Origin of the sequence: Chitinophaga rupis, from assembly GCF_900109685.1 — a bacterium.
In the GTDB taxonomy this organism is placed as follows: Bacteria; Bacteroidota; Bacteroidia; order Chitinophagales; family Chitinophagaceae; genus Chitinophaga; species Chitinophaga rupis.
The window spans coordinates 1,728,758-1,755,049 of the sequence record NZ_FOBB01000001.1 but is presented as its reverse complement, the minus strand read 5'-3'; the positions used below and the strand labels follow the sequence as shown (position 1 = coordinate 1,755,049).

Below are 26,292 nucleotides of genomic sequence, written 5' to 3'. Positions count from 1 at the left end.
TGCCCACTCAGGGTGATACGAAAAATCTTAAATACTTAAGCCGTGGAACTTGAAGTCTTTTTCTAGTTATTTCAGGCGGATGGAGAAGGATTTTCTAATGAAGATGGCTATCATATTCTGTGGCAATTTTCAGATAAAATCAATCCCCTCACACCTCCTCCAGCTTAAAAGGCAGCTTACGAACACGCTTACCCGTAAGATCAAAAATGGCATTACATAACGCGGGTGCAAAGGCAGGTAACCCCGGCTCACCAACACCGCCGGGCTTTTCACCATTCTCCATAATATGCACTTCTATTTCCGGAATTTCATTGATGCGTGGCATTAAGTAGCTGTTGAAATTCCTTTCAACTGCCTTACCCTCTTTAAAATGTGTGGCGTGATTAAGTGCTGCGCCCAGCCCCATTATAATGCTTCCTTCGATCTGGGCACGGATAATATCGGGGTTTACATACCAGCCACAATCTATCAGGGCAAACACCTTGTCAATTTTAATCTTTTGATCCGGCCGGCGGGATACTTTCACTACCTGCCCTACCATGCTGCCAAAACATTCTGTGATGGCTACTCCCCATCCATCGTTCCTGCGCCGCGATTCCCAGCTGCTGATGGCTGCCAGCTTATTTACCAAAGCCTGATAACGGGCCGAGGTAAGATGCGCTTTTCTGAATGCAAGCGGATCCTGCGAAGCAAGGTGCGCCAGCTCGTCTATAAAACATTCTGCGGCAAATGCATCAACATTGGCGCCCGGCGCACGCCACCACATAGTTGGTATAGGAGACTTTGTGGGGAGTGTTCCAAAACTATAATGCGGTATTGATTGATAATAGTCACTTGCCAGGCCGGCAATTCCGCCGCTATTTGTTGTTACAGTTTGCTGCTCCGCATCGTTATCTGTTCCTGCACCCATGTATTGTGCAGCGGTAACAATTTGAAATGCAGCTATTTTCTTTTGTGCATCCACCCCACCCCTGCACCGGTATAATGCTCCGCCACGAAAAGGCCCCATGCTCATATCATCTTCTCTTGTCCACATTACCTGCACGGGCGCTTTCATCTCTTTTGATATTAATGCCGCTTCAACCGGGTAATCCAGGAATGCCTTTCTTCCAAAACCGCCACCAAGAAAGGTCATATTCACTGTAACATTTTCAATGGGAATGTGCATTCTTTCACTCAGATCTACCTGTATCCAGAGGGCTTCCTGTATAGGCCCCCATATCTCAATGCTGTTATCTTTTACATCGGCAATGCAGTTAAGCGGCTCCATGCAGCTATGCGATTGATAGGGCATTTCATACTCCGCTTCAATAGTGATCGCAGCATTTTGTAATGCCGTTTCAAAAGCTGCTGATGGTAAGGGTTTGTGGAGATCCTCCTGCATCCTTGCAACAAGCATTTCGGAGTCCAGGTGTTCAAAGCCATCATCATCCCATTCCACCTTCAGCAGCTTGCAGGCCTGCATAGCCGCCCATATTGAATTGGCCACTACGGCCACGCCTTCATACAACATACCAAAAACAGGCCGTTGTACCTTAAATACATGTTTTACACCGTTAACGGATCTTGTAGCTGAATCATCAAAGCTTTTTACTTTCCCTCTGAAACGTGGGCTACGCTCCACTACCGCATATAACATACCCGGTAGCTTTTTATCCAGGCCAAATACCGCAGCACCATTGACCTTAGCCATAGTATCATTACGGCGCAGGGGTTGGCCGATCACTTTATAATCCTTACGCTCCTTTAGCTTCACTTGTGACGGTGGCTTTATTTGTGAAGCGTCTTTTACCAGTGCGCCGTAGCTGAGCTTTCGTCCTGTGCTGCGATGTATCACCGCTGCATTTTCGGCATAACATTCCGTTGCCGCAACACCCCATTGTTTTGCAGCAGCTTCAATCAACATTTCCCTGGCGCTGGCGCCCATGCGCAACAGCTGCTGATACCAGCCACGTATTGAAAAGCTTCCTTCCTGCGGCTGCGGACCGTATTTTCTGTTGGCAGCAGCAAACCGTATACTTATCTGATCCATGCTAACTTCCAGCTCTTCTGCAATAATTTGGGGGATGGACTGCCAGGTGCCTTGTCCCATTTCTGAACGGTGATTAAAAATGGTTACTTTGCCGCTATTGTCTATTGAGATCCACGACATTAGCTCCGTCGCTGCATTCTCAGCATCCCCTGCATGAATAATTTCGCCAACACTTTTTCCCAATGCCGGCCAATAATAGCCGATCGTTAAAGCAACACCGGATAAGCCGGCATTCAGCAGGAAAGCTCTCCTTGAAAGATCCTGTTTATGTTTCATTGCTGGAAGTTTTGTGTATAAGGACAATCAGGTTTTAGCCCTTCTTAAATGTAGCCATTCACCCTTAACGAAACAAACCCGATTGATGAACTGCAGCCAAACGTATATCAACGTCCTGATAAAAAGGGTGAAAGGTTAACGTGGAGATGATTTAATTTTGATCTTACCATGAGTACACAATCCTTAAAACTAACAGTTTCCCCTGCAATCGGCACTGTTTCAGCTAAATATATAGCTCCGGACAAAGCGAAGTGCATTTTTACGCTGGCACATGGCGCAGGAGCCGGTATGGATCATTCATTTATGGAAACGCTGGCCAATGCACTTTCAGCGGCAGGCATTGCCACGCTACGGTTTAACTTCCCTTTTGCTGAAGGGAAAAAGGGCCGGCCTGATACTCCCGCAGTTGCCCACGCAACAATAGAAGCAGTTATTACAAAGGCGCGTGAATTAGCGCCCAAACTACCGCTGTTTGCTGCCGGCAAATCTTTTGGAGGAAGAATGAGCTCACAATACCTGGCAGCCCATCCGAATAATACGGTTAACGGCATTATTTTCTATGGTTTTCCATTGCATCCCTCCGGCAAGCCCTCCACTGAGCGCGCCGACCATTTAAAAGCGCTGAAAATACCGATGCTTTTTTTGCAGGGCAGCAAAGATACCCTGGCTACCTGGGAGCTGATTGAAACAGTATGCGCGTCTTTGAAAAAAGCTACCCTGGTAAAACTGGAAGGAGCAGATCATTCTTTTAAGGCAGGCAAAAAAGATGTGCTGTCATTGCTGGTAGATGAAACAAATAAATGGGTAGAGAAAAAGCTTAAATAGTTTAAAACAAAAAGAGCCGGTCAATTGCTTGCCGGCTCTTTTCATTTAAGATAAGATCATCCTACTTCCATCCACCTCCCAGGTCCCTGTAAATATTCACTACAGCATTCAGCTGCTCTTTTTTAGTTTCAACCAGCTCCAGCTTAGCTTCCAGCGCATCGCGCTGTGTCATCAGCACTTCAAAGTAATCTGCCCTGGCAGACTTGAACAGGTCATTGGAAATATCGATAGACCTGGTGAGTGCATCCACCTGCTTTGACTTCAGATCATAACTGTGTTCCAGGTTACTGATGTTGGAAAGCTGCGTGGAAACTTCCAGGTACGCATTTAAAATGGTACGCTCATAGTTATATATAGCCTGCAGCTGGCGCGCATTGGCGCTGTTAAACTCCGCTTTGATGGCATTCCGGTTAATAAGCGGCGCCACAAGATCACCGGCCAGAGAATAAAGCAGCGATTCAACGGGGTATTTCACCAGGTAAGAAGGCTTAAACGCTTCAAGCCCTACTCCGGCTGAAATGCCGAGTGAAGGATAAAATTCGGCCCGCGCTACTTTTACATCCAGCTTTGCAGCGGCTAAGTCCAGCTCCGCCTGTTTAATATCCGGGCGGTTAGCCAGCAGCTGCGAAGGAATACCGGAACTAACGGCCTGTGGCAGCAACCCTAAGAAGTCGCTTTTATCCCTAGGTATTTCCTGCGGATACCGGCCTAACAGGAAGTTGATCTTATTCTCTGTTTCCTTTATGCTTTGCAGAATGTCAAACTCCATGCTCTGGGATTTCAACACTTCCGCTTCAAATTTCTGAACGGCCAGCTCAGTTGCCCTGGCAGCTTCTTTCTGCACCTTTACAATTTCCAGGGCGCTTTTTTGCAGCTCGATGTTCTGTTTTACGATGCCCAGCTGGTTATCCAGCGCCAGCAGCTCATAATAAGAATTGGCTACTTCAGCGATCAGGTTTGTAAGCGCAAAGTTCCTGCCTTCCACTGTTGCCAGGTACCTGGTAACCGCAGCTTTCTTAGCGTTGTGCAGCTTTTTCCAGATATCTGCTTCCCAGTTCGCATAAGCGCCTATCATATAATTCGGCAGGTTCTCCGGCACTTCTTTCCCGGGCTTTATCTCAGTAGATGCATCGCCTGCACCCTGGCTGGTATACCTGCCCACTTTTTCCAGCTCAGCGCCGGCCCTTAAGCTCACTGTTGGCAGTAATGCCGCGTGCCTGGAACGGATATCATTCTTCGCGATCTCAATTTCCTGCAGGGTGATCTTCATCTCCTGGTTGTTCTTCAGCGCTGTGTCTATCAGGCTCACCAGGTTCTGATCCTTAAAAAATGTGCGCCATTGAGTGGCCGACATATTAACCGTATCCTGGCTATCGTTGTAGGATCCGGGAACCGATCTGTTCTCATTTGACGGCATAATCGCGGGGACCTTGCAGCTTGCTACAGCCAGGCAAATACTCAGCGGCCCAATCCATCGTTGTATCCTTGATTTATACATTGTGATCAATTTCTTCAGTTAATGGATTTTCTTCTTCATCTTTAACAAGCATACGTCTTTCTGCTATTTTGCCGAATATGTAGTATAACCCGGGTATAACCAGCACACCGAAAACTGTTCCGAAAAGCATACCGCCTGCGGCGGCCGTACCAATCGTTCTGTTACCGATCTTACCAGGGCCGGAGGCAAAAACCAATGGGATCAAACCTGCAATGAATGCGAATGAGGTCATCAGGATAGGACGGAACCTTACCTTGGAACCTTCCATGGCAGCCTGTAATACGGTGGCTCCTGAACGGTGTTTCTGCACCGCAAACTCCACGATCAATACGGCATTCTTACCCAGTAACCCGATCAGCATTACCATGGCTACCTGCGCATAGATGTTATTTTCCAATCCCGTTACTTTCAGCAACAGGAACGCGCCGAAGATACCAGCCGGCAGTGAAAGGATCACCGATAAAGGCAGGATAAAGCTTTCATACTGTGCAGACAGGATCAGGTATACGAAACCAAGACAGATCAGGAAGATGTATATGGCCTGGTTACCCTGGGCCACTTCATCTTTTGAAATACCGGCCCAGTCGATCCCAAATCCTCTTGGCAAAGTTTTTTGCGCCACTTCGTTAATCACCTTAATAGCTTCACCGCTACTGTAGCCGGGTGCAGATGAACCGCTTATTTCCGATGCATTGTACATGTTATGCCGGGTGATCTCTGATAAACCATACACCTTTTCCATTTTCATGAAAGCAGAGAAAGGCACCATTTCATCACGGTCATTTTTTACGTACAGCTTCAGGATATCGTCCGGCAATGCCCTGTATTGCGGCGATGCCTGCACGATCACCTTATACTGGCGGTCATATTTAATAAAGCTGATCTCGTAGTTACTTCCTATTAATGTGGAAAGCGTGTTCATGGCATTGTCAATGGTCACGCCTTTTTGCTGTGCAATGTCATTATCCACCCGCAGCATATATTGCGGGAAGCTGGCGCTATAAAAGGTAAATACGGATGCCAGCTCAGGACGTTTGCTCAATTCCCTTACAAAGTCACGGCTCACCGTTTCCATCTTTTTATAATCGCCTGACCCTGCTTTATCCAGCAAACGCAATTCAAAACCACCGGCAGCACCGTAACCCGGCACAGCTGGCGGCTGAAAGAACTCAATGGTGGCGCCGGTAATATCTTTCGATTTCTCTTCCAGCTCACTAATAATTTCCTGTACAGAATGTTTGCGTTCTTCCCAGCTTTTCAGGTTGATCAGACAGGTGCCCGAGTTGGACCCGGTACCTTCTGTAAGGATCTCATACCCTGCCAGGGAAGAAACGGATTGCACGCCTTCAATATGCTCTGCAAGTTTTTGCAGCCTTTCCGCTATTTCGTTTGTACGTTCCAGTGAGGATCCCGGTGGCGTTTGAATAATAGCATAGAACATACCCTGGTCCTCATTCGGGATAAAACCGGAAGGCACGCTCTTATTCAGAAAAAATATGCCGATACAGAAAGCGACGAGCACCGCAAAGGTGACCACCCTCCTGCTAACAATTTTTCCCAGCACTTGCTGGTATTTCCCCTGCGTACGGTTAAACGAGTTATTGAAGCCATCCAGGAACCTGTCTACCACCGTTTTCTTTTTGGGCTTTCCATGATTATTCTTCAGGATCATGGCGCAAAGAGCCGGGGTAAGGGTAAGGGCCACTATACCGGAAAGAATAATGGCGGTGGCCATGGTGATGGAAAACTGCCGGTAGAAGATGCCCACCGGGCCAGACATAAATGCCACCGGGATAAATACCGCTGCCATCAGAAAGGTGATAGCAATAATAGCCCCGCTGATCTCATGCATGGCTTTCTTGGTAGCCTTTAGCGGCGAAAGATGCTCTTCCTCCATTTTTGCATGCACCGCTTCAATTACCACAATGGCATCATCCACCACCACACCAATTGCAAGCACCAATGCAAATAAGGTAATGAGGTTAAGCGTAATGCCGAAGAACTGCATGAACACAAAAGTTCCGATCAGGGATACCGGCACCGCCATGGCGGGGATCAGCGTAGAACGCCAGTCGCCCAGGAACAGGAACACCACCAATCCCACCAGGATGAAGGCTTCCACCAGGGTGTGAATTACTTTTTCGATAGAGGCATCCAGGAATTTGGATACGTCATAGCTGATCTCATAATCCATTCCTTTGGGAAAGGAGCTGGCCTTGATCTCTTTCAGCTTGGCCTTCACATCCTTGATCACCTGGCTGGCATTACTTCCGTACGATTGCTTTAACACAATTGCTGCTGAAGACCGGCCATTCAGGTTGGAATAAATATCGTACATGGAGCTTCCGAACTCCACGCTTGCCACATCTTTCAGGCGAAGGATCTCACCATCAGGGCTGGATCTTAAGATCACATTTTCATATCCTTCCTTGGTGCTGAAACGGCCGGGATATTTCAATACATATTCAAACGTCTGGGACCTTTTACCGGAGCTTTCACCGGTTTTACCGGGAGAGGCTTCCAGGCTTTGCTCGTCCAGCGCTTTCATCACCTCATCGGCCGAGATCTTATAGGCCAGCATACGGTCGGGCTTCAACCAGATCCTCATGGCATATTCCCGGTTACCGAGAATATCCGCAAATCCAACACCATCCACCCTTTTCAGCTCTGATAATATGTTGATGTCCGCGAAATTGAAAAGGAATTTCTGATCCATGTTAGGATCGGTGCTGTAAAGGTTCACATACATGAGCATGTTAGATTCCTCACGGGTGATCTTCACACCTTCACGCACTACCAGTGGCGGCAGCTTATTCACTACGGATGCCACCCTGTTCTGCACATTTAACGATGCCTGGTTAGGATCGGTGCCCAGGTTAAATACTACCTGTATGGAAGCCTCCCCATCATTACCTGCATCGGAGGCTATGTATTTCATGCCCGGAACACCGTTGATGGCCCTTTCCAGGGGAATGATCACAGATTTGATCATTAGTTCACCATTTGCCCCGGGATATTCTGCCGTGACATTCACCTTAGGCGGTGATATGGATGGAAATTGTGTTACTGGTAAATTGGTAATGGCCAGTACCCCCAGGAAAACGATTATAAGCGAAATAACTATCGACAGAACCGGCCGTTGTATAAACTTATTGAACATTGAACTACGCTATTAGATAATAAACTACTATTCCGCTTTTAACCGCAGGTGGGAAATAACTTCCCCTGGCGCCTGGTATTCAAAGTTGATCTTATCATCATCTTTTACCTTCTGCACACCTTCGAGCAGTATCTTGTCAGTTTCTGAAATGCCACTTTCAATCACATACAGGTCCGGCATGCGGCCGATGATGGTAATGTTCTTTGATCTTACCACATGGTTGTTGTCTACCACAAAAACATACATCTTATCCTGAATTTCGTAAGTGGCTTTCTGCGGAATAACCAATGCATTCCTCAGCGGCACTGTCATCAGCACCTTACCGGTTTCGCCATGTTTTAACAGCTTGTCGGGATTCGGGAATTTTGCCCGGAAGGCAATATTTCCTGTTTCATGATCAAACTCGCTCTCAATGGTTTCCACATCCCCTTTATAAGGCAGGGGGGTGTTATTGGCCAGCAACAGGCTTACCTTATTATTGCCGCGGCCTTTGGTATTGGTTTCATAGTCCAGGTATTCCGGCTCAGATACATTGAAGTAGGCGAACATCTGGCTGTTATCTGAAAGGCTGGTCATTAATTCGCCTTCATCCACCAGGCTTCCCAGTTTCAATGGGATGCGGTCAATGACACCGTCAAACGGCGCCCTGATCTCAGTGGCCGACACATGGAACTTCGCCAGCGACATTTCGGCCTTTGCCTGATCCAGCTTGGCCTGGGCTACGGCCTGCTCATTTTTTGAGACCACATTTTTATCGGCCAGGGTTTTCGTATTCTGCAGCTCTATTTCTGCAGCTTTGGCTTCCGCTTCAGCTTTCAGCAATTCAGCCTCATACATTTTCGGCATGATCCTGAACAACAGCTGACCAGCTTTTACAAACTGGCCCTCATCAACATAAATGTTTTGCAGGAAGCCCTTTTCCAGTGCCCGGATCTCAATGTTCCTGACAGATTTTATCTGCGAAACATATTCCTTGGTAAAAGAGGTATCCACCCTTAAAGGACTGGTAACGATATACTTGCTGGCTTCTTCTTTTTCTTCGCTTTTAGCAGATGTACAGCTTGTTTGGTACAGCATGGCAGCTATGCCTGCGAGCATGACAATTTTCTTCATGATTGTAATGGATTGAACGGTTGGCACTTGAACGTCAGAGATCTCTCTGGATGTAAGATGGCATCAGTAGCCGGGGCAAGACCTGAATTGTCGTGCAGGGGGAGTAGCGTTAATATACATCCGCCAGGTATTCATGCTCGCACCGTAGGTTGCTAATGCATATTACCTGATCAGATCCTTAAAGTTCTTTGTGTAATGTATTTATAGGATAAATAGCTGTAAAAGAGTGGACGGTCTTTAAAGCCGCCGTAGAAATGATTTAAGCCGGGTGAGCCCGAGGATGTTAAATAACACCTGGTTAACAATTTATATTTCCTGGCAAAGTAATTATTCGCGTCTTCATCCTCCACATTGTCACTGATCAGGAATTCTCTTTCTTCATTTGGGTGAATATCCTGGATAAAGGTGTAGGTCTGATCTGTATTTACGGTAGCATTTACCTGCTGCTTTTTTTCACTATCCTGTGCCTGAGAGTAGCACATGGTACGGTGCAGGGTACCCGTTGTATGAAAATAATCATACCCCAGCGACATCAGGCTACACAGATATATGAAAAAAATAAATACTCTCATTTGGGGCTCAAAATTAATAAAACTTTGATAAGCCCTTATTAAAAATTGATTAAATTTTGGTGGTTTGGCGGGTAAAATGAATATAAACGAATTTTAATGTAATTTTAACAGAAGTTGTTTGGTTGGTAAAAATAGAGGAAAAGGTTCGGGGGTGGCGGGTAGTTTCCGGCTATTGTAAATATCCCATTCCGGATTTATCTGCGCCTGAAAGGATGGGTGATCCGCCACCACCAGGTTCGTTTACGCGCTTCTTCTTTTTTGATTGTGACAGGCTGTGTATTAACAATGGAAATAGCACCCATTATTACAACCCCGGTTCTAGTGCCGTATCCCACCACCGCTATCTCCGGCAGGTCGATGTTTGACGGTTTTAGTTCAATGGTCGTTGACAAAGGCTGCTGATCCATATCAAATGAAACCTCCTTTGAGGCGTAACCGATATAGCTGATATTAACCCTAAGTGCCTGTTGTCTAAGCCTGGCAGGGATGTTCAACACAAATTTACCTTCCCCATCGGTGATGGCGCCTGACTCTTCTACGCCCTTATGTTTTAATGAGATAGTAACACCCGCTAAACCCTTACCGGTAAGCGAATCAATGATCTGCCCTTTAAAGGCAGCGGCTGCCGCCCTGCTTTTAGCATGTTCTGTTTTAATGGGCGTGGATTGAGCGGTGGTACTTGCCAGGGTTTGCGCCTTACTACTTTCCGGCACCAGGGCTGCTATTAAAGATGCAAATACTGCTGCAGGAAAAAAAGAGCGTTTCGGCGGGGCCGGCACATGCAGGCTACGGTTGAGTTGTGCAGATTGAAAACGCCCGCAAAGGCTTTTATTGTGGTTGCTGATAACCGCAATTATTTCTTTGTCAGTCATTAATGAAAAATCTATCACTGCTTTCTGACAATGGCTACAAAAGCGGCCGCCTTCGGCAGGCGTCATATCACTCCAGGCTTGAGTACAGGGATCTGGGATGCTGACCCGAAACTTATCTTTTGACATTGTATATAAATATAATGAATTTCAGTATGCACGCCCGGGATCTTCTTACCTTTAATAGCTAACATAACGCCACTGTGAAAAAAGTAATCCTTGTAACAGGCGCTTCTTCCGGTATTGGCCTGGCCTGCGCTAACGCACTGCAGGAAAAGGGCCATGTTGTTTATGGGTCCACCCGGGATCTGCAACGTATGAAAGCGGTATCCTTCAGGCCCATTGAGCTGGATGTAACGGATGATACCTCCGCACGTACTGCTGTTGAACACATTCTGAAGATGGAAGGCCGGATAGATGTGTTGGTTAACAATGCCGGCAATTGTGTTGTAGGCCCGGCTTATGCCATGCCTGTTGCAATGGCGCAAAAACAATTTGAGGTGAATTTTTTCGGGATCGTTCGTATGTGCAACACCGTATTACCGGGCATGATCGAAAATAAAAAGGGGTTAATTGTAAATATGGGATCGCTGGCTGGCCTTATGGGACTTCCTTACCAGAGCATGTACGTGGCTTCCAAATACGCGCTGGAAGGTTATACGCAAAGCTTACGGATGGAATTACGGAGCACAGGCGTTAAAGTGGTGATCCTTAATCCCGGTGATTTTAATACGCCCATCACGCAAAACCGTGAGAAAGCTCCCTTTACAATGCAACATCCCGCTTTAGAAAAGGCGTACTATACTGTTATTGCAAATATTGAAAAGAATGAAGGCGCTGCCGCGTCCCCGGCTGCTATTGGCGCCAGGCTTTGCAAAATTGTGGCTGCCAAACATCCTGCTCACCGTTATCTTATAGGTCAAACCGGGCAAACCATTGTTCCCTTGCTTAAGCAAATATTACCGGGACGGTGGTTTGATAAATTGATGAATGATTATTACGGGATAGGGTAGATCGGGCTATTCCACGCTATTACTCAACAACTCCACCGCCCGTTCCTCACTGCAGTTCTCCGTACCAAACCGTTTCTGCCATTTTATACCAGGTATAGCGATCCGGGTATCTGCAGTATGGTCCCATTTATTTTCAAAACCATGAGCGGCCAATACTTTAACAATCTCCTCCCCTATGGCAACAACAGCAAGGCTATCTGCTTCAAAAGTTCCAAAGGCTAAATACAGCTCATGCCCTTCTATTACCCGTTCCAAGTCCTGCGTATGGTAAAAGCAATACCCGCGGGTGGTAATACCTTCTGCTTTTAATTCGCTGTAGATATGGCCGCAATCACTTTCACCGTCCTGCCGGGTATAGCCGGCATTGTGCAAGGCAATAATGCCGGAACTGTTCAGCTGATCAAAGACGCGGGCCAGCCGGTCAAAATCGGTCTCCTGTGGCCAGGCTGCCTGCTCCTGCAAGCGGGCGGTATACTGGCGGCTGATCTCTTCTTTCAGCCATGCTTCGTCCAGCACCTCATCATAGAATATATCCATGATATTCTCCTGTATTTCCTCTGCATCATAAAACCCGCCTGCTATCATAGCACGAACCTGGTCTGCGATCTCTTCTTTTAATTCTTCCATTGTTAACGATTTAGCGCAAAGTAAAAATCGCAAATTTCCGGATCAAATTCAAAGAGCAGCAGATCAAGATATTGTTATGCCTTTTTAAAAATATTGGATCAGCCTTATGCCGGGTGTTACCCCTTTAAAGAAATCGTTAAAATATAATAACGGCTCTACCTTTGTTTTACCTTCAAACAGCGACATACGCCCCATGCCTATACGAAAAGTATGCGGCGCCATATAATCACCTTCCCGGTGGATCAAATAACCAAGCGAAAAAGTAAATGTAAGATCAGGTTTTTTACCCGGCTGTTTTGCAGCTCCCTGTCCATAAACCAGTGTAAGAAAATCATTCCGGTAAACCCTGGCCTTACCATCACTATCCTTACCAAAGAAAAAGTTAGGTTCCCAGTACACACCCAATACATGCTTTACCAGCTTATTATGAAAAATGGAGCTGGCTATTACAGCTCCCCCCAGTGAAAAACCAGGTACAAAATAATTCTTATAGTTCTGAATACTTGCTGCTGCATTCAGCTCCAGCTGATCCCCCCCTGGAGATAAATATCCCCGGCTCTGCTTAGCTGAGATCAAATAATCTTTTGTAAGATGCATCCGTCCATCTTCTCCTCTCATCCAGTCAGTATTATACTTTGTTCCAAGGGTATGCAGCTTGTCATTCAAACGGCCATCTGCATAGGCGGCCAGCTCATTCCAGTTATTCACAAAAAAGCTAAACCGGTAAGGATGCCCGTTATTTACCTTGCCTAAAAAATGAATGGTATCCTGCTCCAATTTTAAAGCAGCCACCTCTCCCCGCTGAATAAGATAGCTGTTGCTGTTAGACCTGCCTTTGTAAATGCGGATCTTCTTTGCCTTTGTATCTGTTACATAGTCGATCCGCTTATAGGACAGCTCATCAGACAACGAATCCTTTAAGGGCGCAAGGTCCTGCAGGAACATCCTTACCAGGGAATCCACGTTCCCAACCTGTTCCAGGTCATCAATGTTCACCAGCTCTACCTGCATCTTATTACCTTTATCCAGCTCAATCCAGAAGCTCCTGGTTATTTTATTTGCCGGCAGCTCAAAGGTTTTATCCTCATTGGTTACAGCTTTTTTTTCCTGCGCGCATACCACTCCCGTGATGCTGCTAGCCAGCATCCATAAACAGATCATTTTTTTCATTTAGCTAATTTTTTGGAGAGAGATGAATATTAAGTGTACTATTTGCAATTGTTTGATCACCTAAACCTGCCGGGCTATTAACTCTGATGGTAAATGGCTTATACTCCGGGTATACTACTTCATTTACTGTTGCCTCACCCAGCTCGTTAATATGTACTACCCGCATTTTCTTTGGTGCAGCGGTTGCGGGAACAGCTGCCAGCATGGTATCGGTTATTTGTAAGGTATCTTTCTTTAAAGCAGCAGTAATATTGGTGGGATTAACCGGATGAATAAGGGCCGGCAATATCGCTGCAACCTCCTGCTGTGCTGCAACCGGTTTATGCATTTCCTTCACCACATTAACAGGAGCTTCCTTTTTTGAAATAACCGAAGCTGCCGCTGTATCCGAATGGTGGTAAGTTACCGCTGGCGAGGTGTGTACCCCGGTATACTTTTGTTTATGCACCAGCAAGGCCGGTATCAGGCAGGCCGCCAGTACACAAGCCGCTGCAGCCCAATACCATCCGGCTTTACTTTTACGTTGTTTCCGCTGCATGCGGGTATGCAGCTTGTCCCACGCGGCGTTCTTATCCAATCCCGCCTCGCCAGCTGCATGGTTTAAGCCATCCAGCCTGCTTACCCAATCCTTATTGTGTGCTTCGTTTGACATACGTAATATTTTTTTGCAGCAACATTTTCTGTAACAATGATCTTGCTTTGCTTAGCTGCGATTTGGAAGTACCTTCGGAAATACCCAGCAGGGAAGCAATCTCCCCATGATTCATACCTTCAATAGCATGCAGGTTAAAAACCGTGCGGTACCCCGCCGGCAGCTGTACGATCAGGTTAAAAATATCTGTGGCCGATAAATTATTCAATGCTTCCTCTTCCAGCGGAATGGTTTCTGCTACGGTTTCCGACACAATTACAAAGGCCTGTTTCTTCCGCAGGAACATCAGGCATTCATTGATCATGATGCGCTTCAGCCAGGTGTATAAAGCGGCTTCGCCCTGGTAATTAAAAGCAGGCAAGCCTTTAAAGAATTTGTAAAAGCCATCCAGCAGCAGCTCCTCCGCATCCTCCTGGTTCTTCACATACCGGCGGCAAACCATTAACATTTTATCTGCCAGCTGATCAAAAATGCATTTCTGAGCAGCAGCGCTGCCTTGTTTTGCTTCTTTGATGAGTACCGGTAGATCCATTCCCTGTTGGTAAAGTGGTTATACAAGTATAAATGCAGATTATAAACAAAGGGTTGCCTGCTCAAAATAAATTTCTACCAGCGGGGTATCATTATAAGGTCAGGCAAAAAAGCCCAGCTCTATTACTGTTTCATTGGCTTCTATGCAAAAAGGCAGCGCTTCCAGGCCGGGTACAAAATTAAATACCCGCTCTCCCGTCATGGGTAACAACATCATTTTTTTATCAGGAGTAATACGCACACTTCCCTCCTGTTTATGGACCTCCGCAGTATGCGCTAATGTAATTTCATAGCTTTCTGAAGATGGGGAAATAACCGGCACTATGATCTTCACGGGTCTTCCTTCTTTTGCATCATGCTTAAAATGCAAAATTACTTTGTCTTTGCTGAACCGGTAAGTTACCTCGCAATTCACGGCGCCTGCTGCCGGCTGCTGCTGATCTTTATTTACCAGCTTAGAGCGGGTATGTATAACGATGGTATCCTGCTCCTGCGTAGTTTTCATAGTTGCAGTAAGGTCATGGATATTCATGTAAACAGCCCCGCCTTCCTGTAATTCAATACGCGGTGTTAAAGGCATGGATAAAGGATCGTTATCCACCTGCATATTACCTGCTTCAATCAGCTGGTACTCATTCATACTGGCTGTGAAGATCAACCCTGCCTTTTCATGCCATAGCATGGTAAGCGCGCCACCGGAAGCATGGCCGCCTTTAAAATCTTTATAGTTGCGGTCATAGGCCGTAACAGTAGCCCTGAACGCGCCGTGGGAGATGAGCGTGGTTTGTATATCACTGAAAAAACGGCTGCCGTATGCCTGCTCCCGCGGCAGGGTTACTTTGGCAAAAGTTGCCGGTGGTTTTGGCACACCATGATCCAGTATAGTTACCAGCGCTTTAATATGGCAAAAAGTGTGGTGCAGGCTGGCGCTTACGCCATGGCTCAGGTAATGCGGGCCGCCGTATAAAACACCATCATGCGTATTGGCTTTTAACAACTGTGTGTTCAGCAATGCTACCTTGTAAAAGGCAGGATTGCGGTTAGCCATCAGCGCATAGGCCGGCTGGCAGCCATCGGAGGTACGGCTGCCCCAATAGGTCCATTTGTAGTTGCGGGTGCCCCAGCTGTTATCCCAGCCACCATCCGGCAACATGAACTGCATGTGTGTTTCGAGGGCGCGGCTTACCACATCCAGCACTTCATTATCTTTTGTGAGCAACCCATACAACACCAGTGAAGGAAGGGATTCTTCTACATTATAACCCAGGTCTACCGACAAACATCCTTTAGCGCTGCGCTTATGATAAGGCCCGCCTTCGCCGGTCAGAAAACCATCCTTTGCAGTTATAAACCGCAATGCTTTATGCGCCAGCTCACGGCCACGGCGGCTGAAACGGGGCTCGCCCAGTATTTCACCTAACAGGGACAAGCCATAGGTAGCGGAAATGGGATAATTAATATTCCCGTAGTCAATGTTAAAAGTTTTGTAGATGAAATCACCGCTCTTTTTCAAACGGGCCGTTAGCTCATTTTTGAAATTATTATCCAGCAAAGTACCATGCTGCTTTAAGGCTTCGCCCAGGGCGATGGCGGAAAATACAGTGGTGCCTTTCCAGGCGCCCTTTACCGGTTCATTTAACCAGGAGCCATCCTGCTGGCTCACGGTGTTTTCCATCCAGCGGTACAGGAGTATAGCTGCATCTGCATAATCACTGTTATTGGTTACATGGGCCAGGTGCAGGAAGGGATAGATGGTATCGCCCATGCGGCCATGCACCGCATTTTCCGGCGGATAGATGATGGTACCATAATTTTTATCGGCCTTGTCTTTTACCTGCATCTTCAACAGCGCACTGCCCCAGGTATCTGTAAGCTGCCGGCAAAGCACAGATAGCTCATCTTCATTTATAGATGAAGGCAGCGCCCAGGCTAAATTATTACCTGCATACAATGCGCCTAATAAACCTGTGCCTTGTTTTAAAAAATGTCTGCGGGATAACAATGTGAAATTTATTTAATGATAACAGCTATGAAAAACGCCCATGAATTAATTCATGAGCGTTTTGTATGGTGTAAGTATTTTACTCTACTCCTTTCACACGCATCTGCAGCGTGTAAATAGCTTCTGATGCAGTGATGAATAATGTTTTCCGGTCTTTGCCGCCAAAACAAACGTTGCCTGTCCAATGGGTGGGAATGGGAATATTGCCCAGCTTTTTCCCGGTACTATCATAGATGGTTACGCCCTGGCCGGTAATGTATAAATTCCCTTCATTATCCAGCGTCATACCATCAGAACCCTGGGATACAAATAACTCTTTGCCTGTTAAAGAGCCATCCGGATCAATGCTGTACCTATAGGTTTTGCCTGCTTCAAGATCCGCTACGTATAAATATTTGCCATCCGGCGTACCTACAATACCGTTAGGTTTCACAAGGCCATCAGCTGCCACCACAGCGGCTTTCTTCCCTTTAGGCAAATAATATACTTTCTGTTCTTTTATGTCCGGCGTTTTGCGGGTCCAGTAATCGCGGGGGTAAAAAGGATCGGTGAAGTAGATACCGCCTTTAGGATCGATCCACAGGTCGTTGGGACCGTTCAATGTTTTGCCTTCATAATCGCTGAGCAGTACGGTTACTTTTTTAGATGGGCTAATAGACCATAGCTCATCTTTTTCATCTGCACAGGAAATGATGTTGCCTTTTTTATCAAAGTACAATCCATTGGAGCGGCCTGTTTTGTCCATGAACAATGACAGCTTTCCATTCACATCGTACTTCCAGATCTTATCATTCGGCTGATCGGTAAAATAAATATCGCCCTGTTTATTTACCGCGGGTCCTTCGGTAAACGCAAATTGTTTTGCTACTTCCTTTACAGTGGCGCCGGGCGCCACCACCGGTATATCCTGGGCTAAAGTGGAACTGCCTGCAGCTAAGCATAGTAATAGCAGGGCATAATAACGTGTAACCATGCCCTAAGTTAGCTAAAAAGTACAAAAATGTTATTTCAGCGGAATGTTGGGCATTTTATAATTCAGGGCATTGGTGGTACCGCAGGTAATATCAATGGTAACACCGGTAATGGAGCCGGCCAGGTCAGAGGCCAGGAATACGGCAGTATTGGCAATATCCGCCATTGGAGGCAACTTTTTAAGCATGGTGTCTGCCCTCAGTTTCACTAAAAATTCCGGTGCAGCTGGTGAGCTGGCGATGGCTTCTGCAAAAACGCGGGAGTCAGGCGATCCGCCGGAGCGCATATTTACCACCCGCACCCCATGGGGCCCCAGCTCCGATGCCAGGTCGCGGGAAAAACTTTCCATGGCACAACAGGCCGGTCCAAAACCACCTACCAATGGATAACCAATACCAGCCGGTGTAGCAGTAAGCGATAAAATAACGCCGGAACCCTGGGCCATCATTACCCTGCCGGCTGCCGTTGCAGTCAGGAATTGTGTGTGCATGGCAATGTTCACCGGCCGTAGAAAGTCGGCCAGCGCCATCTCAACCAGCGGAATATTCTGTTTAGCTTCCAGGCCGATGGCGTTATAAGAAATATCTATGGTACCTGCTTTCTGCTTTACCTGCTGTATATGCGTTTCAATAGCTTTTTCGTCCAATGCATCTACCACAGCTGCTTCTGCCCGGCCGCCTGCGGCACAGATCGCGTTTGCCAGCTGCTGCACATTTTCCAGGTGCAGGCCGGTAAGAAATACCTGTGCGCCTGCTGCGGCCAGCGCTTTTGCTACCGCGCCGCCTAATGAGCCGCCTGCTCCATAGATAACAGCATTCTTGTTTTGCAATAACATGGTGGTAGTTTTTGATTAAAACAAACTTAAATAAGAATGTGCACGTAAGGGCGGTGTAATAGCGACAATATAGCGGGCATAGTGCGTCAGTGCTGTTATTTACCCAATGCTTCCCGCACGGCCGGAGCTATTTTTTTTCCGAACAGCTCAATAGCATGCAATACTTTGTCGTGCGTAATATAACCCTTTACCAGCTGCGCCAGGAAACGGGTATTATTGAACAGCTGATGCTGGTACAGCAGCTTATCAATGATCTCCTGCACGCTGCCTACAAACAAGGGACCTTCCGGCATACGCAGGTATTCAAACTGGTTCCGTGTAAGGGGCGGCCAGCCGCGCTCTTTACCTACACGGTTCATGAGCACCTGGTAAGATGGGAAAAACTCATCTGCTGCCTGGTCTGAACTATCGGCCACATAAAACTGGGAATTGATGGCCAGCGGCAGCTGTGCAGGATCGTGGCCTGCTGTTTGGGCCGACTGCCGGTATAAATCGATCAATTGTACATACTGGCTGGGGCGGCCACCTAAAATGGCCAGCGTTAAAGGCAAATTGAGCTTGCCTGCACGTACCGCAGATGCCGGCGTACCACCTATGGCCAGCCAAATGGGCAAAGCTGCCTGGTAAGGTCTTGGATAAACACCGCGGTTGCTGACAGGCGCCCGGAACTTCCCTTTCCAGGTGAGGGTTTCATGCTGGTTGATCTGTAACAGCATGTTCAGCTTTTCCTCAAACAAAGCATCGTAATCTGCCAGGTTGTAACCGAACAAAGGATAAGATTCTGTGAAGGAGCCACGGCCGGCCAGGATCTCCACCCGTCCGCCGGATAACAGATCAACGGTGGCAAACTGCTGAAAGGTACGTACGGGATCAGCAGAGCTGAGCACAATAACGGAGCTGGTTAAACGAATATTTTTTGTAACAGCGGCAATTGCGCCCAGGACTACTTCCGGGGCGGATATAACAAAATCAGGCCGGTGATGCTCCCCTACTGCAAACACATCCAGCCCAACGGCATCGGCCAGCCTGGCTTCTTCAATAATTTCCTGCATACGCAGGTAAGATTGTGCTGCGTTACCTGTTACGCCTTCCGGCTGTACTTCTCCAAATGTGCTGATCCCCAGTTCCATAAAGTAGACGGTTTTTTATCCGCCTACAATTTAAGGCAATACAGCGAGATATACAGCCTGGCGCGGGGCGGCGTCATTACGCTTGTTCCCACTCAGAATACCGGGTTTCTTCCGGCACATCTGTGCTGCTTTCAAAATTCAGGGTATACCCATCCGGATCATACAGGTTAATGACCCACATATTATTTCCTACAAACGGCTCTGTAGTGCTGATACCATTGGCAATAAACTCGTGGTACAGGGCCAGCGCATCTTCACAAATAAAACAGATGGATACGCCTACACCTACTTTGCCTTCGGGCTTCCAGGCATCAGGCCCCTCCGTATGGTACTCCTGTAACATGATTGCGGCGCCTTCCCGCTGTACGCAGCACCATTCTATTTTCCCGCGGGGCTCCCATCTGGCAATAATCTCAAAGCCAAGGCCCTCTACATAAAAGCGGATGGAGGCCTCCATATCTGCTACTGCAAAAAAGGGAACGGCCTGCTGAATATTTTTGGATGGTAGATATTCCTGCATTGTTTAAAACATTTGGGAGTTATACCATTTTTGATGTTGCATGGCAGGTTTAATCTTTTTGAATGGTTAATAAGGCTGCAGGTCTAAGAACAGGCTAATGGGCTTAACTGAAAATCGTATTACCACTGTTAATTTACTAAATAGGCCGGCCATTTCAATGCATCCCGCCATAAAAAGAGCACATCATCAAAAAAAATTAATATGGAACGGCTTTCCCCATTTTATCGTGACCGGGGGATGTTAATATAAAAAAAAGCCCCCCGGAGCTATTCCGGGAGGGCTTTTATGTTCCTGCGCCAACAGGTTACTGTGGTATTTTCACAAACCGTTTTGTGATCTTTTGCGTTTTTTGAGTGAACAGCAATGTATAAACGCCCGGTGGTAAAGCAGCAATGTTCACTGTACGCGCCGCTGCATTGGTGCGCATTACAATGTTACCGCTGCTGTTCAGGATGTATATTATACCGCCCGACAGATCATCTTTAGACTGTAGTTTCAGCTCACTCACGGCAGGGTTGGGATATACTTCCAGGGTAATGGCCGCTGTGGAAGGCAACAGCTTTTGCCCGTTATTGGGGTTACTAATGGACAAGGCCGGTGTGTTGCCGCTACGGGCCAATGCGTTGGCAGGCACCTGTTCCAGCTGCCATTGGGCGCTTTGCCAAACAGGATACATCATGCCATGCTGCGCGTAACCTCTCAGGTTCTCTATATGAATATAGTCGTTAGAAGGGCCTGCGTTGCGGATGCGTACGTAGCCATCGCCCGTATTTTCCATGGCCCAGCGGGAGCTGAGGGTGCCGGCGCTGCGGGTGGTAACTTCCACATAATCCAGCGCATGCTCAATATTTATATACTCGCCGGTAGCGCGGTTCTTAATTTCCACATATCCGCCGCTTACATTTTCCAGCGACCACTGGTAGCTGTTATCTGTGGCTGAGGGAGAAGCAGCGTAATTTGCCTGCGCACCACCATCATTCAGATAAGTGTTCTGCCAGCGGTTCTTAATACGGTAATAAATGGTGCTGCCCTGCGTAACGGTTACCGTGCAGGTGGCTGTTTTTCCCTGGTCGGCCGTAGTAACGGTAATAGTTGCAGTACCTACAGCCACCGCGGTCACCAGCCCGGCTGCGTTAACGGTAGCAACGCTGGTATTGCTGGAGCTCCAGCTTACATTGGTGTTGGAAGCATTGGTCGGCAGCACGCTGGCTACCAGCTGCTGCGTAGCGCCGGTGCCAATACTGGCAGTAGCGGGCGATACGCTTACACCTGTTACCGGTACATTGGTAGCATTACAATTGGTTAAATATACGGTGCCGAATACACGCGGATCCTGGAAGGCCGTAGTGGTAGTGGCAAAGGTTGCCAGCTGCGCATCGCGGGTGCCACCATTATCATCATTATCCAGCTGCACATCCAGGCCAATGGGTTTGCCCAGGGCGGCAGTGGTTCCAATGGTAGTCCAGGGAATGGCTGCTTCCACATTGTAGCCGGTAGCAGTTGCATATTGGCTAAAAGTAATGCCCGTGGTGCGGGTTACAGAATTGCCACCTACATGCAGAGTGTTATCGTTATAGCGGAAGCCCAGCTGAAAATCATTGGCGCCGTCGTAAGTGGCGGTTTTGCTGTTATCGCCATCAATAAAAATTTCCACCACATCATCTTCCCACCAGCTGCCACCGGAATCATTGATCTTAGTAGCATCATTTACCTGCACCAATACATACAGATTGGTGTTATCATACATAGCGCGCCACTGCCCGCCGTAACCGGCCGGTACACCGCCCAGCACCACATTGCCAATACTCTTAACAGGTGCTGCAGACCAGGCGCCGTCAATGTTTTGATCAATAACCGGTGCAGTACCTGTAACCCGCGCAATGGTAGGTGCAGTACAGGGCGGCAGGTCATTATCCGTAATGGTGACCACGGCCGTAGTATCATTACCCAGCTGGTAACCGATACCTGCTTTGAGTGTTAAGCGTAGGGTTTCCGGTCCTTCAAAACTATTATCATCTACCGGTGTAATGGTAATAGTTTGCGCCAATGTGGTAGGCGACAAAGTTACCGATCCTGTTAAAGCCGGGCTGGCCGTGTAATCAGCGCTGGCAGCCGTACCGCTGATCGTGTAATTCACCGTTACGGTTTGCGTAATGGCAGAAGCGCTGATGCGGAAAGTACCGGTGTTATTGCCTTCTCCGGCATCTGCATCCGTAGCCGTAATATTTACAGCAGGCGTTACCGTTACCTTGCGGGTGGCGGTAAAATTGCCGCTTTGTGTAGTTACGGTAATGGTTGCTGCGCCTAAACCTACAGCTGTTACTTTACCATTGGCATCTACCGTTACAGCGGCTGTGTTGGAAGAGGTCCAGCTGAGATTTTTATTGGTAGCATCTACTGGTATAATATTCGCCTTCAGCTGAAAGCTGCTGCCTGTAGCTATGGTAGTATCTGTAGCCGGAACCAGCACTACGCCGGTCACGGGAATATTCACATCCCGTATAATAAGCTTAAAATTTGTATTGCGGTTCAGGGAAGTGCCGGATTCCGCATTCCTTACGGTAAGATTGTTGAACACCGCAGAATCTGAATTGGCCTGCGCATAAATACCAAAACCGCCGTAAACATCGGAAGGCACATCGCGTACCACAGGATCCAGTCCGGTGCCGTCTATAAGGGTGTTGTTGAAAATAAGGTGATGATAATTGTTGCCATACAGCTGCACCGCATCGCGCTGCGAGTTCAGGATGGTGGTGTTATCAAACTGTATATTAAACACACCGGTTTGCGCATAAAACTCAATGGCGCCTCTTTTCTGGTTCCAAAGGTCGTTGCTGGTGCCGCAGCCAATGATGGTATTTTCTGCCACCTTAATTACATCACCGGGATACTTAAAAGTAAAACCCGCAAAGTCGTTGGTGAAACGGATACCGGACCCGCCTACCCCATCTTTAATGAGGTTGTGGTTAATGTCGTGCCCTGTGCCGCCGAAAATGGCAATGCTGCCGGCCCGCCAGTTGTTTTCAATGGTGTTGTTACGGAAAGTATTGTTCACGCCCATCACGTTGTTAGACGCATCTGTAGAGGGCCATACCGCCAAACCATCATCGCCATTATTCCGCACGCTGGACTGCTCCACCGTGGAGTTGGAGGTGCCCTGTGAAAAGTTCACACCATCTGCATAGTTATTACGGATGCGGCATTTGGAGATCATCATGTTGGTAGTTACATCTATCGGGTACGGGGGATCGTAACCGCCGATCCAGAAACCGCATTCAAAATGCTCCACCCAAATGTCGTGCACATAGGAGCCGGCGCCATAGGTACCCATAAAACCTTTGTATACCTTATACATTTGCCCCAGCGGGTTAGGCTCGCCGCCATATACCAGGCGGGCATTGTTGGCCGTGTTCATGGAAAAGTTGGATATCTCCACATGGCTGGCCCTTGCCAGGATACCGCCGGAAAACTGCACATTGGTGGAGAAATAAATATAAGTATGCCAGATGCCCGCGCCCTGGATCTTGATGTTGCTTACATTCAGCAGCAGCTTGTTGCTAAGTATAAAACGGCCGGCAGGGATGAACACATTTTTTCCCTGGCTGGATGCGGCGGCTATACATTGGGTAAAGGCGGCAAAATCATCCGCATTATCCGTACCATTAGCGCCGTAATCCGTTACAGATAAATAGTTGGCCGGTAAGGTCAGGGCGGTGGGTACTGATTCCAGCTCCACAAAATCTACTCCATAGGTAATACCATCATTGTTATCTTTTTTGATGGTCACCTTATCGCCCGCCTGTATAGCTGCATCCAGGCGAAAGTGCACCTCATCAAAACGCATCAGGATCTTGGTACTGCCGCCGGAGGGGGTTTGCTGCGGATCTGCAGCAGGAAAATACTGGTAGGCCCAGTAGGATGAAAGGGCAATGTCGCGCACCTTTACATCATTTACATACAAGCCCAGTGTGCCGGAAGTGCCGGTACCGGTGCTGTTATCAGGCATGGTGAAGCGCAGGTTAAAACCCTGTGCCGGTGCGGATAAGGTCCATTCCACATAAGCGCCGTTACTACCCAGGCTTACATACTTTTGGTCTGATGCTTCAGCAGCAATATCTGTTTGTATAAACTGGGGAGAGGATTGTAAGCTGGCGCCACCGCCACGGGCGCCGTTTTCCGCTTCATAGCGCTGATAGGGCAACAGGTTAGCGCCGCGGGGCAGCCCGTCACTTTGTGCGTACACGGGTAATTGGCTCATGCATACGTACAGCACAAGGGCCAGTACCGCCCGGAAAACCCCGGGCGGGCATAGAGTTATTTTCATAATACGTGGGTTTGGGTTTAAGAATAGTAGTTAAAATTTAATGGGCTATTTACATAGGCTGAATGGCTATTGCAGCCCCTCCTCCGGCTGCCAGCTGAATGGTTAATACGGTATTTGCATCTACAACAGACGTTTTGATCTGGTACGCTTCGGGGTTCTTTTTCCAGTCTGCATCCGGCGCATCGGCATACACGGTGGCGCGGTATTTTTTTCCTTTGTCCAGGAACTGCAGTGGTATGGCTGCTTTGCGGCTGTTCTCATCCGTAATGGCGCCTACATACCAGTTGGACTTTCCTTTTTCCTTGCGGGCAATGGTAATATAATCGCCCGGTTCTGCGGCTATAATGCGGGTATCGTTCCAGTCAACCGGCACTTCTTTTATAAAGTTGAAGGCATCTGCATGCGCGGCATAATTTTCCGGCAGGTCTGCCACCATTTGCACGGGGCTGTAAATGGTTACATACAGTGCCAGCTGTTTGGCCAGCGTGGTATGCACCTGCCTGTCCGGCATATTAGGCGCATAGCCTTTTAATTTAAAGATGCCCGGCGTATAATCCATAGGCCCGCCCATTAAACGGGTAAATGGCAGTATGGTTTCATGCTCCGGCGCATTCCCATTGCTGAAGGCATTGTACTCATTACCCCTGCCGGCTTCACAAGCCAGCCAGTTGGGATAGGTACGCTGCAAACCGGTTGGGCGGGGCGGTTCATGCGCATCTATCATAATGTGGTACTGCATGCCCTTCTGTGCTACGCGCTCATAATGGTTCACCATCCATTGCCCGTCATGGTGCTCCCCGCGGGGAATGATCTTACCTACATAACCGGTTTTCACGGCCGGGTAACCATAGGCCTGCATAAAGCGGAAAGCAGTGTCCAGCTGCCTTTCATAGTTGGTGGCTGAGCCGGAGGTTTCATTATGCATGATCATTTGCACACCTTTGGCAGCAGCATAATCTTCAATCTCCTTTACATTAAAATCAGGGTAAGGTGTTACAAAATCAAACACATTTTCTTTCCAGTTGCCGAACCAGTCTTCCCAGCCGGTGTTCCAGCCTTCTACCAAAACGCCTTTAATATTATTGGCGGCAGCAAAGTCAATGTACTTTTTTACATTGGCGGTGTTAGCGCCATGACGGCCATTGGGCACCAGGTCGTCCTTACCTCTTTCAGAGGCTGCATCCGCATAGTTCCAGGTGCTTTTACCAGTTTGCATTTCCCACCACACGCCAACAAATTTCATGGGGCGGATCCAGGAAAGATCTGTGGCGGCAGGTGGCTCATTCAGGTTCAGTATGAGTTTGGAGGCCAGCACATCTGCTGCTTTATCACTTACGATGATAGTGCGCCAGGGCGTTTTACAGGGCGCGTGCAGGTAAGCTTTATTACCTACTGCATCCGGCACCAGGCTGGATGTAAGCTGATGCACCGCGCCATTTACATGCAGCTGCATGGCAGGGTAATTGACCAGCGCGGCTTCATGAATGTTTATATAGAGGTTATCCTCCGTTTTCATCATCAGCGGCGTTTGCACAGCATAGGGGTCCGGTACGGTGCGTACTGCAATATCCGTAGCGCTTTGCACCTGCTGCGTATTATTAACCTGGCTAAGCTTAGAAGTAGTATAGGCGTATTCGTTACTATCATAATCGCCGGGGATCCAGAAAGTAAGGGGATCACTGGTGAGATTAAATTCCGTGAGCTCATCTTTCACTATAAAATATTTAAGGCCGGGCTGTTGCGGAAATTCATAACGAAAACCCATCCCGTCCTCAAACACACGGAACACAAGATCCAGCAAATAACCCGGCGCCTGCTGCTGCTTTAAATGTACGGTCAGCTGCTCATAGTGGTCGCGGATGCTGCTTACCTCTCCCCATACCGGCTGCCAGGTTTCATTTACAGAACTTTTTTCTGTACCGGTTATGGCAAATCCTTTGTAGAACAAGCTATCCTGCTCCAGCACAAAACCCTGCCGGGAGTCTGCTATCACAAGCCGGCCATTATACGCCAATGCATATACGGGACGGCCGTCCCCATCCAAATAAAAGGACAGCCGTACTTTATTCATTTCCACCTGCAAGGCATTATGTTCCTGTGCCGCGGCACTTTGCAGCATGCATAAACCGGAGAAAATAAAAAACAATCTTTTAAATAACATACATCCGTTT

General features: G+C 47.8%; 19 protein-coding genes. 2 read left to right on the top strand and 17 right to left on the bottom strand.

Translation table 11 applies throughout. The features are described from left to right. Positions 1 to 148: 148 nt before the first annotated feature. Positions 149 to 2,308, bottom strand: coding sequence for a xanthine dehydrogenase family protein molybdopterin-binding subunit (locus BMZ54_RS07110; protein ID WP_089908047.1), 2,160 nt, complete (start codon positions 2,306 to 2,308; stop codon positions 149 to 151). A 168-nt stretch (positions 2,309 to 2,476) separates the two neighbouring features. On the opposite strand from BMZ54_RS07110, the gene BMZ54_RS07105 reads away from it, so the two are divergent. Further along, positions 2,477 to 3,133, top strand: coding sequence for an alpha/beta hydrolase family protein (locus BMZ54_RS07105; RefSeq protein WP_089908044.1), 657 nt, complete (start codon positions 2,477 to 2,479; stop codon positions 3,131 to 3,133). A gap of 61 nt (positions 3,134 to 3,194) precedes the next feature. Here the strand turns inward: BMZ54_RS07105 and BMZ54_RS07100 are convergent, their stop codons facing one another. The 5 genes from BMZ54_RS07100 to BMZ54_RS07080 form a co-directional block, all read right to left on the bottom strand. Beyond that, a complete protein-coding gene (locus tag BMZ54_RS07100) occupies positions 3,195 to 4,550 on the bottom strand; it encodes a TolC family protein (protein ID WP_238386513.1) in 1,356 nt (451 codons plus the stop codon). Between the two features lie 73 nt (positions 4,551 to 4,623). After that, positions 4,624 to 7,791 carry an efflux RND transporter permease subunit gene (locus tag BMZ54_RS07095; protein ID WP_089908038.1) on the bottom strand — a complete coding sequence of 1,056 codons (3,168 nt, stop codon included), beginning with the start codon at positions 7,789 to 7,791 and terminating at the stop codon, positions 4,624 to 4,626. A 27-nt stretch (positions 7,792 to 7,818) separates the two neighbouring features. Next, positions 7,819 to 8,904 carry an efflux RND transporter periplasmic adaptor subunit gene (locus BMZ54_RS07090; RefSeq protein WP_089908034.1) on the bottom strand — a complete coding sequence of 362 codons (1,086 nt, stop codon included), beginning with the start codon at positions 8,902 to 8,904 and terminating at the stop codon, positions 7,819 to 7,821. Positions 8,905 to 9,074: 170 nt separating this feature from the next. Next, a complete protein-coding gene (locus tag BMZ54_RS07085) occupies positions 9,075 to 9,476 on the bottom strand; it encodes a hypothetical protein (RefSeq protein WP_089908031.1) in 402 nt (133 codons plus the stop codon). Positions 9,477 to 9,670: 194 nt separating this feature from the next. Continuing rightward, on the bottom strand, positions 9,671 to 10,414 hold the full coding sequence (locus BMZ54_RS07080) for a carboxypeptidase-like regulatory domain-containing protein (RefSeq protein WP_162277485.1): 744 nt from the start codon (positions 10,412 to 10,414) through the stop codon (positions 9,671 to 9,673). A gap of 134 nt (positions 10,415 to 10,548) precedes the next feature. Between BMZ54_RS07080 and BMZ54_RS07075 the strand changes: the two genes are divergently transcribed. Then, positions 10,549 to 11,358 (top strand): SDR family oxidoreductase, encoded by an 810-nt coding sequence (locus tag BMZ54_RS07075; protein ID WP_089908024.1) that lies wholly within the window; start codon positions 10,549 to 10,551, stop codon positions 11,356 to 11,358. A 6-nt stretch (positions 11,359 to 11,364) separates the two neighbouring features. On the opposite strand, the gene BMZ54_RS07070 is transcribed toward BMZ54_RS07075, so the two are convergent. The 11 genes from BMZ54_RS07070 to BMZ54_RS07020 form a co-directional block, all read right to left on the bottom strand. Beyond that, positions 11,365 to 11,985 (bottom strand): DUF6891 domain-containing protein, encoded by a 621-nt coding sequence (locus tag BMZ54_RS07070; RefSeq protein WP_089908022.1) that lies wholly within the window; start codon positions 11,983 to 11,985, stop codon positions 11,365 to 11,367. Between the two features lie 84 nt (positions 11,986 to 12,069). Continuing rightward, complete coding sequence (locus BMZ54_RS07065; protein ID WP_089908019.1) at positions 12,070 to 13,155, bottom strand: hypothetical protein; 1,086 nt, start codon at positions 13,153 to 13,155, stop codon at positions 12,070 to 12,072. 4 nt (positions 13,156 to 13,159) lie between these two features. Next, positions 13,160 to 13,807: a hypothetical protein gene (locus tag BMZ54_RS07060; protein WP_089908017.1), complete on the bottom strand. Its 648-nt coding sequence runs from the start codon at positions 13,805 to 13,807 to the stop codon at positions 13,160 to 13,162. Next, the gene (locus BMZ54_RS07055; protein WP_089908015.1) at positions 13,785 to 14,339 is read right to left on the bottom strand and encodes an RNA polymerase sigma factor; all 555 of its coding nucleotides are present in this window, start codon (positions 14,337 to 14,339) and stop codon (positions 13,785 to 13,787) included. The genes BMZ54_RS07060 and BMZ54_RS07055 overlap by 23 nt, the downstream gene beginning before the upstream one ends. Before the next feature lie 99 nt (positions 14,340 to 14,438). After that, entirely contained in the window at positions 14,439 to 16,340 is a 1,902-nt protein-coding gene (locus BMZ54_RS07050) for an ulvan lysase-like protein (RefSeq protein WP_089908012.1), read from the bottom strand. 79 nt (positions 16,341 to 16,419) lie between these two features. After that, a complete protein-coding gene (locus tag BMZ54_RS07045; protein WP_089908009.1) occupies positions 16,420 to 17,313 on the bottom strand; it encodes an SMP-30/gluconolactonase/LRE family protein in 894 nt (297 codons plus the stop codon). 30 nt (positions 17,314 to 17,343) lie between these two features. Further along, positions 17,344 to 18,147 (bottom strand): SDR family NAD(P)-dependent oxidoreductase, encoded by an 804-nt coding sequence (locus BMZ54_RS07040; protein ID WP_089908006.1) that lies wholly within the window; start codon positions 18,145 to 18,147, stop codon positions 17,344 to 17,346. Positions 18,148 to 18,242: 95 nt separating this feature from the next. Continuing rightward, complete coding sequence (locus BMZ54_RS07035) at positions 18,243 to 19,277, bottom strand: LLM class flavin-dependent oxidoreductase (RefSeq protein WP_089908003.1); 1,035 nt, start codon at positions 19,275 to 19,277, stop codon at positions 18,243 to 18,245. Between the two features lie 76 nt (positions 19,278 to 19,353). After that, on the bottom strand, positions 19,354 to 19,797 hold the full coding sequence (locus BMZ54_RS07030; protein ID WP_089908001.1) for a VOC family protein: 444 nt from the start codon (positions 19,795 to 19,797) through the stop codon (positions 19,354 to 19,356). 304 nt (positions 19,798 to 20,101) lie between these two features. After that, a complete protein-coding gene (locus BMZ54_RS07025; RefSeq protein WP_089907999.1) occupies positions 20,102 to 24,121 on the bottom strand; it encodes a sugar-binding protein in 4,020 nt (1,339 codons plus the stop codon). Between the two features lie 49 nt (positions 24,122 to 24,170). After that, positions 24,171 to 26,282 (bottom strand): glycoside hydrolase family 97 protein, encoded by a 2,112-nt coding sequence (locus BMZ54_RS07020; protein ID WP_238386512.1) that lies wholly within the window; start codon positions 26,280 to 26,282, stop codon positions 24,171 to 24,173. Between the last annotated feature and the right edge of the window lie 10 nt (positions 26,283 to 26,292).